This is a genomic window from Pseudoalteromonas sp. SANK 73390, assembly GCF_054966645.1.
The window spans coordinates 1-11,810 of sequence record NZ_ARPN01000157.1 but is presented as its reverse complement, the minus strand read 5'-3'; the positions used below and the strand labels follow the sequence as shown (position 1 = coordinate 11,810).

General features: G+C 41.3%; 7 protein-coding genes and 1 tRNA gene. All 8 read right to left on the bottom strand.

All coding sequences use genetic code 11. The features are described 5' to 3' along the window. On the bottom strand, positions 1 to 5,763 hold a 5,763-nt coding region (locus SANK73390_RS18780; RefSeq protein ID WP_462767908.1), incomplete at its 3' end, for an Ig-like domain-containing protein. A 151-nt stretch (positions 5,764 to 5,914) separates the two neighbouring features. Continuing rightward, positions 5,915 to 6,529, bottom strand: a complete 615-nt coding sequence (locus SANK73390_RS18775) for a phage tail protein (protein WP_462767907.1) — start codon at positions 6,527 to 6,529, stop codon at positions 5,915 to 5,917. 147 nt (positions 6,530 to 6,676) lie between these two features. Then, positions 6,677 to 7,153, bottom strand: coding sequence for a hypothetical protein (locus tag SANK73390_RS18770; protein WP_462767906.1), 477 nt, complete (start codon positions 7,151 to 7,153; stop codon positions 6,677 to 6,679). 125 nt (positions 7,154 to 7,278) lie between these two features. Then, the gene (locus SANK73390_RS18765) at positions 7,279 to 8,226 is read right to left on the bottom strand and encodes a formyltransferase family protein (RefSeq protein ID WP_462767905.1); all 948 of its coding nucleotides are present in this window, start codon (positions 8,224 to 8,226) and stop codon (positions 7,279 to 7,281) included. A 10-nt stretch (positions 8,227 to 8,236) separates the two neighbouring features. Beyond that, entirely contained in the window at positions 8,237 to 9,475 is a 1,239-nt protein-coding gene (locus tag SANK73390_RS18760) for an SAM-dependent methyltransferase (RefSeq protein WP_462767904.1), read from the bottom strand. Between the two features lie 583 nt (positions 9,476 to 10,058). Beyond that, positions 10,059 to 10,976, bottom strand: coding sequence for a glutaminase B (glsB, locus tag SANK73390_RS18755; protein WP_462767903.1), 918 nt, complete (start codon positions 10,974 to 10,976; stop codon positions 10,059 to 10,061). A 97-nt stretch (positions 10,977 to 11,073) separates the two neighbouring features. Next, positions 11,074 to 11,430 (bottom strand): ribosome hibernation-promoting factor, HPF/YfiA family, encoded by a 357-nt coding sequence (gene hpf, locus SANK73390_RS18750; protein WP_462767902.1) that lies wholly within the window; start codon positions 11,428 to 11,430, stop codon positions 11,074 to 11,076. Positions 11,431 to 11,679: 249 nt separating this feature from the next. Then, a tRNA-Phe gene (locus SANK73390_RS18745) sits at positions 11,680 to 11,755 on the bottom strand. Positions 11,756 to 11,810 lie beyond the last annotated feature (55 nt).

Here is an 11,810-nt window from a genome sequence, read left to right as displayed (position 1 = left end):
GATGTCGTCGGTTTCTATCGGGGTGGTAATTGAAGGCGTGCCAACACTCGTATCAATAGTCATTGACAGCCCAGATACACTATTAGTTGTGTTACCTGCAGGGTCTGTTGCTCTTGCGCTAATGGTATGTGTATTGCTAGACATCGCTGAACTTGGCGTTATGCTCCACACGCCACCGCTGACAACGGCACTTCCCACAGAGCCATCAACACTGGATATAATTGTGACTGTATCACCATTGGTGCCAGTACCCGTAAAGGTCGGCGTTGTATCATTGGTAATATTATCAGTATTAGAAGACCCTGTATCACTGCCTGAACTTAAATCTGGCGTACTTGGTGCTGTTGGTGAAGTTGTATCTATTGTGACATTCAAAGCACTTGAGCTACTACTTACATTATTACTACTATCCGTCGCTTTAGCAGAAATAGCATGTACTAAACCGGCAGTTAATGCGCTCGCAGTGATCTGCCAATTACCCCCAGTCGCCGTGCCAGTTCCTATCACAGTTGCTCCACCGCCAACCTGATCACTGTACAAAGTGACGGTAGAACCACTTTCTGCGGTACCACTTAGAGTCGGTGTTGTGTCATTGGTAATATTGTCAGTACTGGATGCTCCGCTGTCTGAAGCTGCATCTAAATCTGGTGTTGACGGTGCATTAGGTGCCACGTCATCTGTCACTGTTATTGTAAATGACTTTTGGAATGTGGTTGTACTATCATTGGTTTGCAAACAAACTATATAACTGCCTGCATTTAACGCTGCCTGAGTTTGTAAAATAGAACCATTTACCTGAAAACTACCATTATTAGTATCTGCAGTGCACGTTCCTGTTACACTAGATCCGGTGCTCACTAAGCTGTAACTATGGCTATCGCTGGTGTCTACATCTGTTGTTGATAACCCACCAATATTGGCTCCCGAACCAGTCGAAGACTGATTCACCGTAGTTGTAGACAAACTCATATCAGTTGGCGCATCATTTTGCGCGGTAATATTAATAACAGCTTGATTGGTACCGGTGCTATTGGCAGAGCCATCGTTAAAGGTAAAGTTTAACGTAATAGAAGATGAAGGAGATTCAGAACTATTACTATACCCAATTGACTGTATGACCGAGTCAACAATTGCCGATGTCGCGCTGCCATTAAAGGTCAACACTAAAGTACCGGCTGAGTTCGTGGTAACAGTGCCCACCGTAACGCTATTATAAGTAAATACATTGCCTTGCGTTAATGCGCCTAACAAGAGCCGATTACTAAATACATCTTCACTGTTAGCACCACCGCTGCGTGCAATAGTCAAGGTTGCATCATTATAATTACCATTACCCGCATTAAGTGCATCTAACTCAGTATCGGCTACTGTGGCATCGGTATCAATACCAATCACACTGCCATTTTCTACAAATGTTCCACCGCCATTTAAACTACTAAACACGGGTACATCATTCGGTGCAACAAAGGTTATGTCTGTATCACTGCCGTTATCTGCAACAGTAAAACTCAAATTACCGCCTGGGGTATTCGTTAACGTAATAGACACTTCTACATTGGCAAAATCGATTGCATTAGTATCAACTTCCAGCGTCCCTGTGCCATTAAAACGCACATTACTAGTTGATAACCCTGTCACATTGGTAACTTTTACTATGTCACCTATCGCTAAATCAGCAATAGTATCGCCATTTAAATCGGTTACTGCACCTACGAAGCTATCATTACCATCATTGCCTGTCATGGTATCTGTACCCGCACCTGGGCGAATGGTATCAGCACCACTGCCCCCAGTGATGGTATCAGAGCCATCTAAGTCAGTGGCAGAAATAACTAACACATCACTTGCAAACGCAGAGGCATTAATTGTTTGGTCAGCACTGATAGCACTTCCGGTCGTGTTTGTTACAGTGACAGACTGACCATTGGCATTAAAGTTATCAGTTAGGGTAATATTAAAAATACTATCAGTCCCTAATGCTATCCCTTCCACTGAAGACACAGTAGTATTAGCAAAATTAAACGTACCGCCATCCATTAGTTTAAGCACTTCTGTGCCGCCACTACCCGTTATAGCGTTTGAGAAATTGCTTACGTTTACACTATCAATAGCAACGGTTGCACCGCTAGTTAATGTTAATGAACCAATATTAAAAAAACCACCGCCGGTCACATCAGCGCCATCGCTCGCAGATACAACATCGGCAACCGAAGGCTCACCACTGAGCGAGCCAGTATAAGTATTACTCCCCACAGAAAAAGTAATTGCATCAGAGCCTGATGTCGCGCTAACACTCGTAGTGGATGACGATATATTTATTGTTCGCGTATTAGTTGAGTCATCCCCAATGTTATAACTTTCTATGCCAGTTAGAGTGGTAATATTACCATCGCCAGTAATGTTTATACTCTCTGAACCCGGCGCGGTTATCGTGCCTGTAAAGTCGCCATGCTGGCTAGCTGTCATGTTTACAGTTGCGCCTGATGCCAACGTCAAGTTAGTAACATTACTCACCGTTGCGCCTGTAATATTGGCACCATTGCCCATCGCTAACGTATCTGCCACAGTGTTCTCACCGGTAATAGTACCTGTGTAAGTCAATGTACCAATATCAAACGTTACCGCATCAGATGAAACACTCCCAGTAACCGAGTGCCCCGCTGCACTAATCGTTACGGTTCGAGCATTCGTGCTATCATCACTTAATGTGTAGTTTTCTATCGCTGAAACAGTTGAAAAGTTACCATCTCCTGAAATGGTCAATGTTTCTGTACCACTGCCCGATATTGTGCCTGAAAAAGATGATAGCTGTGATGCAGCTACACTTGCAGTACCACCACTGGCTACTGATAAGTTTTCAAAACCGCTGAGGGTTGCCCCGGCAATACTCCCAGTATTACCCACTGACAGGGTATCTGTTCCATTGCCGCCGGCTAAAGTGCCCGTAGCAGCTAAAGCCCCTACGTTTACGGTGTCATTACCAGTACTGCCGGTTAAGTTTTGCCCTGCAGCACCAAGTGTAAACGTGTTTGCTGAAGATAAAATATATGATTCAACGGCACTTCCCCCCGTTAAACCATCTGTAGAAGAACTAATAGTGATAGTCTCAGTGCCAGGTGCTGTAATTGTAGAAAAAATATCGTGCTGCGCTTCAGTCATAGTCACACTTGCACCACTGGCAAGGGTTAAGGAGCTAAATGCAGACAAGGTTGCACCACTGATGTTTGCGCCAGAGCTTGCTTGTAAAGTGTTAGTGCCCGTACCACCATTTAAGGTTGAGGTTGCAGTCAATGCTGCTACATTAACAGTATCATTACCTGTACTACCGGTTACATTTTGTGAGCCACTAGCCAGCGTAAAACTCATCGCAGTACCTAGCACATAAGTTTCAATATCGGCATCACCTGTTAGCGATTGATCGCCATTCGCACTGGCTATGGTAAATTGGTTGTCACCCGTGCCATTAATAGTACTAAAGCTTTCATGCTGTGATTCGCTTAACGTTAATGCACCATCGTTGTCTGGTGTGAGCGTCTCAAAATTAGTCAAACTTGTCAGGCCAGTCAAATCAACACTATCCACAGCAAATAATGTGTCTGTACCATTTCCACCATCCGCTGTTGACCCTGTAGCATGGCTTGTATTAGTAATAGCCAATGTTTCGTTGTCATCGGTAAAGGTAATCGCAGGTGATAAATTAGTACCGTTTGTGGTGTTAAAGCCAGCGGCGGCGCTATTGGCAGAAGTAACATTACTAACGCTAACCGTCGCCGTGCGACTAGTGCTATTTGCAGTACCGTCGTTTATCACAACAGTTACTGTTCTCGCTGTCTCATTGGGTGAGCTAGATGTATTGTTATAGCTAATGTTTTGTAAAAAAGTCTGTACTTCAGCAGCCGAAGCTGTCGCACCAGTGACCGTGATAGTGTCTTGCAATGTAATATCTGACGCACCAGAAATACCACTTAATGCATTTTGCGCCGCAACCGTTACATTTAGCCCTTCCGACGCACCATCTTGGTCATTCGTTAAACTCACTGTAATGGTCGTTATTGTATCGCCATCAGCCTCTGTGACCGTAGCACTTGGAGCTATATTTAAAGCACCACTGCCCTCAGAAAACGACACGCTATTATCATTACCGCCAGTACCTGAATTTAAATCCACATCTGGAATAGTATTGGCTGTGGTAAAATTAAATGTAGTATCGTTACTAAGCCCAGCAAAACTGTTACCTGATGTATCATCAATTGCAGTTGCATCAACTCTAATCGCATAGCTACGGTTTCCAGTTAAGTTGCTTGTTGGGTTCAAATATACTTTATCGTTTACAATACCAATACGCCCCGCGCTTGGGCTGGTAGTTGCACCGTCACTTTCTGTGGCCACGTTAAACACTTCAGCATCACTGCTACCTGTGACATCACGCACCGTAATATTACCCGTACCCAGTGCAATGTTTTCATCAAAATCAATAACAATGTTATTACTTACAGACACATCCGTGGCATTATCATTAGGGGTTGAGCTTGCGCCATCAAATGTGGGGTTTGTCGTGTCGATTATAAATGAGGTAATAGCAAGAGGGGTGTTTGAATTACCAGCGTCATCCGTTACGGTAATCGTACAATTACTATATGTACCCGCCGCCAGTACTGAACTATTATCCGTATCCGTAAGGGTAATAGGCTGATTACCCGTACTACTGATAGTTGTTGAAGTTGAAGTACCACAACTACCACCGACTGTAAATGCGCCAGTTTCTGTGCTACTAAACGTATAACTCGGTGTAGTATCGTTTGTTGGCGTTGTAACCGCTGTTACCTCTGCTACCGCTGGTGCTGTGGTGTCTACAGTAAAGCTCGTAATAGCCAGTGCATCACTGGAGTTACCCGCAGCATCTGTGACTGTTACGGTACAATTACTATAAGTGCCATCTGCTAATGCCGAACTATTATCTGTTTGCGTCAATATAATTGTCTGGTTGCCAGTGCCACTTATCGTTGTTGACGTCGAAGTACCACAGTTTCCCCCAATAGACAACGTGCCAGCTTCATCCGTACTGAAAGTATAATTTGGTGTGTTGTCATTGGTAGGTGTCGTAACAGGCGTCACCTGACTTAAAATAGGGGCTGTGCTGTCAGTAGCAACCGCATTATCAATAACGATATTGATAATAGCGTGACGAGGATCATAATCACTCCCTGAGTTGATTACCGGAAAGTCCAAAGTCACCTTATCAATATTTTTAAAAAGGTCATCATTAAAGTCTGATGCACGAGTCATGGTAAAAGACGTATTAGAGGAGGCATTCGGAATAACAACGTTACGAGTAACCTTAAGGTCACCGTCTAAATAACCTTTCAACGTTATTGAGTAATTACCATTATCAGTGGATGTTTGACGATAAAATGTGAATGACTCTAAACTAAAGGCGTCTCCATTTTCTTCATAAAGCATCATCCCAACGCTAGTTCCACCTCCATTAACACTTGTGAGTGAGGTAGAATAAGCAGCTGTGCCTGTGAAATATTGCCAGTCATTAATACTTATATAATCTGGTGCTGTACCTGCATCGAATATTAAACTAAAACCAGTAACATCATTTACACTATTTTCGCCATCTTTCAGGAACTGAAATCCTGAACCACTTCCTGCAGAAAAATTTACCGTCTGCTGGGCAGCCCAAGCATTGATTGTAACCAAATTAGCAACAGACAACCCGACTGACGCAATAGCCTTTGTGATCTTGTTTAATTTCATTATATTAATCCTAATGTTACTACGTCATAGCCACAACAATGGGTAACTACCAATTATTTACTATAAAATAATGTGTGTTTGTTTAATGATTAACCATCAAACAAACACGTACTTCAACTGATTAAAGCAAACCAATCAGCTATCACAATCATTATGAACGTGATGGATAAATACCCTGTAATGCAATTTGCCAATTCATGGGCAATACTGGGTTCATGATATTAATTGGGCTTGAACTGCCTGTACTTCCTATCGTAACTGTTCCGCCTGAAGTACCTCCACCAGACACAGTCAATCCTTCAATACTTGTTAAGCTTGCAGCCTGAAGGCCCGGCTTAAAGTATGCTTGGCTGCTATTAGCTGCAAGATAAGTTGAGGAGTCAGGTATTTTTGTATTGGCATCGTTTGTAGCAACTTGTAGCACACCAACCACGTCACTTCCTCCACCAGAAGGTGAAAAAGCAGCTGTATGTATGTGAGATGGAATTTGAGAAGTATCAAGAGATATTCTTTCAGAGCCCATTTTAATACCAAGATTATAGTTGAAGCCCCCAGGCATAGCCCCATAACCAACAGGGCTACGACCTCGTAAATCAGGCAAACCAAAAGTGGTACGAGCATCACCACCAAATGTTGATCCAAGTAATGAAAACAAAGCCGTATTCTCGCTAATTGCCTGCATCTGCCCCCAACACATACCCCAATTCTCAATGGTAAAAGTACCGCCGAAAGCAGTAAGTGTGCCAATAAATGGTTCAGTAGCCATATTTAATTCCTCATAATTTGTTTTATACTCTTGTTGCAAAACAACACAAACAGAGTGTGTAATTTAGTTTTGTTCTCAGTTATAACCCTGTCGCGAACTAATCGCGATGTGTGCTTACATACAACTTAAATTCACAATGTAAGCCGCCTACTCTGCCTGTGACTCTTGTTCATCAACGCCACTAGGCAAAAATACTGGTGGTATAAAAAACTCTGGTAGTGAAACACGCCGAGCTTCTCCTGATAGCACTTTGTCTAAGCACACGGTACCAATATCATTCACGCTTAGCTCAAGTTGTGCATCGTCACTGCTTGGAAATCGCCAATAAAGTTCAGTTGTTTTGTAACGTAGTAATGCCATTTGTTCGTACTGATCAAACGCACTGGGGCTTTCACAAGCTCTATCATGAAAGTTCTCTAATTTTTGTTCACCCAAAAATTGTACTAACAAAGACCCCATACCTGGCACATCAATGATTGCATTTTCTCCAGAGGCTATAGTGAGCTCCCCTTTTCCCTCAAGTGGTGCTATTTTTTCTCCATTGTCAGGACATGCACCACCATTAAAAGGATAAGCTATTAGCTCATATCCATAACGGTTGGTTAAACCTATCTTAATATTCATATCTATCTCGCTTCTGAGGTTAATATCAGAGCATAGTTAGACTGCAGAGGTGATAAATTACATTAGCCTAATAGCTAGGCTTTTAATTTATCGCCCCTTCTCAACTAAGCCACCATAAAAATTGCTTATCTACTATTTACTGCTACATCGTTATCAAATACTAAACCGGGCTCTAAACCAAATAAAAGCGCAAAGCGATACCCATCAAAACACCCTTGAGTAGCGCCTAAAATATCTAACTTTACGGCACCATCATGTGTTTTCACTATTAAGCCACTTTTTAAGCCAAGCTCAATAATGGTCCCTGGTGTAATACCTTTTAATGCACACTCAACCTTTGAAGCCTGTAATAATTGAAAAGTACTTTGACGAAATATTAGTTGTGCACAAAACCGATCTAAGTTGCCCGCTTTGGCCATATTAACAATGTCACTTGTGTTACATGTGCTCCAGTTAACCACTAAGTCGGAAGGTTGCAATGCAGGCGCTAATTTTGTGTACTCTGTAGTTTGTTTACACAATGCTAACTGATTGTTTTGTTTCAATTCGCAATACTGCGATATCAAATGAAGCAATGCCTGTGATGTCTTTTGATATAAACATTGAATAGTGTCAAAAGGGTGAATATCTATCTCTACATCACATGCTATGTCACCACAATCTAGCTCTTGTGTAACCTGATGCATGGTCAGTTTGGTTAACGTTTCGCCATTACGAAGCTGCCAATAGAGCGGCTGTGGGCCTCTATATTCTGGTAAGGGGCTTGGATGAATATTCATAAGCTCACCATTAAAATATTGCATTAGTGGCTTTCGAATTTTATGCCTAAATAAATAAACGACCCCACAATTAACGGCTAACCTATCTAGTTGCGACAGCAAAGCGTCATCGCCATTTTTACTATAAGGTAATGTGGTGATATTTTGCTGCTTTAACCATTGTTGCAGCTGCATTAAATCAGGGTTAGGCTGCCCATCGACTAATACCACGCAAGCTAATTGATTGGTTTGTAATAAATATTGCACAACAGGTAAGCTTTGGCAGCTACCCGTAAAAACTGCGAACTTTTGCATTGCTGCCTCCTTACAACTTTACAGGCACAAATCCAGGTAAACCGCTCAATTGATAATAAAACTGCACCATGTCGCCACTGTGAGCGACAAAATGGGTATGCTCTATATCTTTGGGTTTAGCATCTATGTAAAAAGTCATGTCCGGTCTAGGATGCGTTACACCTGAGTCATATTGCTCTACACCTTCATCAGCAAAAGTGTCTATGTGAGCATATATAGCTAAAATACGCTTCCCCATATCTTTCACTCCTGAGGGTAGTTTAATCTTGCTCGCAGGAATAACCTTTACTCCATCTTGCAATTCAAGTTCTTGCATATTGAGCAACGTTGACTTATTAATACTTAATATTTCACCAAGCTCTACTCGGTCTTGCTGCGCATCGTTATTTACATTTAGCGAGTGGCTGTATTGTGCTTGCTTCCATTGCTGGTTAAACTCTGTTTCACCTACTACCATCATCCCTCTAACCGATACATTTTGCGGGATCATCAAGCCGTCAATTGTTAAAAACTGCACCAAGTGTTTAGCAATACTTAACTGACCTTCTTTGGTAAAGCCATGCTGCATCGCTTCAAGTACAAGAATATCAATTGATTCACTGGGCTTATACTCTGTCGCATCAGCTTCTTCTATTCGCAAAATATATTCACTAAGTTGCAAATCTTCTACTAGCTGTGTGAGCGCTAAAATTGCACCTGGATGAACGTCCACCAATATCACTTTAACCTGTTTATTAGTGAATTTTTTACTCTCTTTGTAATAACTTAATAATGGTAATAATAATGGTGCAAAAGGACCGCACGCGGGGTAGAGGATCGTAACTGAATCATTATGTTTAAGCTTACTATGTATTGCTCGGTCTAAACCGCGTGCATATCCTTGAATGCGATAAACATCTTTAATTGTGTGCTTACAGTTATGAGGTGACATTATTAGCCCTGAGGCTGATACATACTGTTTGGTGAGTAATTCTTCACTAAGCTGCGCCAATGCCATAGATTGCACAGCTTGGTCATACATTGCCTCAAAAGCTTTAAGTAAAGTGCTATGCTCTGCTTTTGTGTCGCTCAACACCAAAGTCATTGCATCAGTGAAACTTTTTTGTAAAACCTGCTGTCGCTGCCCAGTCGTTAATTTTGCTTTTAATAAGGACTCTAGCTGTGTGCGTATTGAGTGCTTCAATAACTCATCAACACGAGGCTCAGCGTAATCCAACACGGGACCGTGTTCAACTTGTTGTTTTTCCATCTATGCTACCTAGCTCCAAGGATCCTTGACTAAATCATTAACTTTAATGTTCAATTTGAACTTATTATCATTCTTCCTTTAGTCTAGCCAAACATGATAAAAGTACTAATTTTTTTAAAAAAAAGAATGCCGTATTGAACTTGCATATTCCTGTATTCTAAAAATCAATTCAAAATAGACCAATCACCTTTGACGTGCACCAAAGTACCAACTGTAAAGTTGGTACTTTATTTAATAGATAGGTTGCAGCCATAATTGCACTAATAATTCAATCTGCTACACACCTCTTATTTAGGTAAATCCACTATACTAAGAACATGAACAATATGAAATTACACCCAATTACACTTACATCAAATCAGGTGTATTTCTTATTTAGAACAGGTAAATAGCGATATTTCTGCCTTACCTATATCAATGTAGGTGCCTTGGAGATAACAGGAGTCGATAGCTATACTATCGACATGCTTCACGGCCGAAGATGGATGGCTTAATTATTAAGCAAATTAGTATAAAAATAACAGTGCTCTGTGACATTTACAGGGAGTCCATATAAGCCCCGAATCTTTAATTAATCAAAAAACTAAAAAATAGCCGTTCCAAGTTGCTCAGATAAGTACTCAAGCGCCGCTATACCTGCAACTGAGTTACCAAATTTATCTAACCCCGGAGACCATACAGCAATGGTAAATTGACCAGGCACTACAGCAATAATAGTACCAGACACCCCTGACTTACCTGGCATACCCACTCGATACGCAAAATCTCCTGCTGCATCGTATAAACCACTGGTAAATAGCAAAGAGTTTAGCTGCTTAGTTTGTTTGGCACTGATCAGTTGTTGCTGGCTTTGTGCGCAATAACCTTGATTAGATAAATAGGAGAATGTGCGGGCTAACTCAACGCAATTAAGCTCAATCGCGCAGTAATTAAAGTAAGACCAAAGCACTTCTTCTACTTCATTACTAAAATTACTAAATGACTTCATTAAATAAGCCATGGCTGCATTGCGGTAGCGATACTCAAACTCAGATTGTGCCACGCGCTTGTTGATGACTACCTTTGCATTACCTGATTGGCGGCGATACTGCTCTAACATAGTATGGATAGGGGCCCCCAAACGAGAAAAAAGTGCATCACAGGTTACAATAGCACCGGCATTAATAAAGGGGTTACGCGGAATACCATTTTCAAATTCGAGCTGTGTTAACGAATTAAAAGCAGTGCCAGAGGGCTCTTTACCTACTCTTTGCCATAGTTCATCTTCATATCGTTGCAACGCCATGGTTAACGTCATCACTTTTGATACCGACTGAACAGTAAAGCGTGTATTACAATTACCAGCAGTGAAACTGTTACCCTCATTAGTATGCAACGCAATTGCAAATTGCCCTATCTTTTGCTCAGCTAATGCAGGGATATAATCAGCAACTTTGCCTGCATGTAATAAAGGTTGTATGTGATTAAATGTGGCATCGAGCACCGCTTGATAATTGGGCATTAAAACAACTTCTAGTAACTGAAAATGTTGCCCAGTCTAGCATAAAAAAAGGGCCTGTTAAGGCCCTTAGGTAGTTGTTACGCATAAGCTCTATTACCTAGCGTAAATCCATCTCTTGAATTATTTCGTGTGCAATTTCCGGCGTAGTACTCACCGGCTTACTGTGTAAATCAGCTTTAAGCTGCCCTTTTCTATGTTTTAGTGAGGCATCTAACTTTTTAGCGGCGCTTGCTATTGACGGGTACATCACGTCCCCCTCTCCTTTAACGGCAATACGAACACCTGAATAAGTGGTTGTAATTTCTGTGTAAAACTTTTTATTCTCGTTACTTACAATAATATCTAGTGCTAATAACGATGGAAAATGATTGGCGGTTTTGGCAAACTTCTCTTCAACGTGAGCTCTTACTGCATCTGTAATATCCACATGGTGACCCGAAAGATTTATCTTCATACATTTTTCCTTTTCTTGTTTACCTCAACAATAGTATTGAGGGCATTTTATAAAACCTCAAGGGTAAAATGTCAGATTCTTTTCATTAATGTGAAAATTGTGCGCTAGATCACAAAACTAAAACATACGCTTAAAAAGCGTAAATAAGATAAGATTTTGAATAAAAGATGGAATTTTAGAGCGGGCCGCAAAAGTAATGTATTTTTATCAGGCATAAAAAAAGCCTCGCAAATGCGAAGCTTTTTAAAATGGTGCCCAGAGGCGGAATCGAACCACCGACACGAGGATTTTCAATCCTCTGCTCTACCGACTGAGCTATCTGGGCAAAAACTTTATTATATTAAAAATCTAATAAGATTTTCAATACTATCTCAAATGGC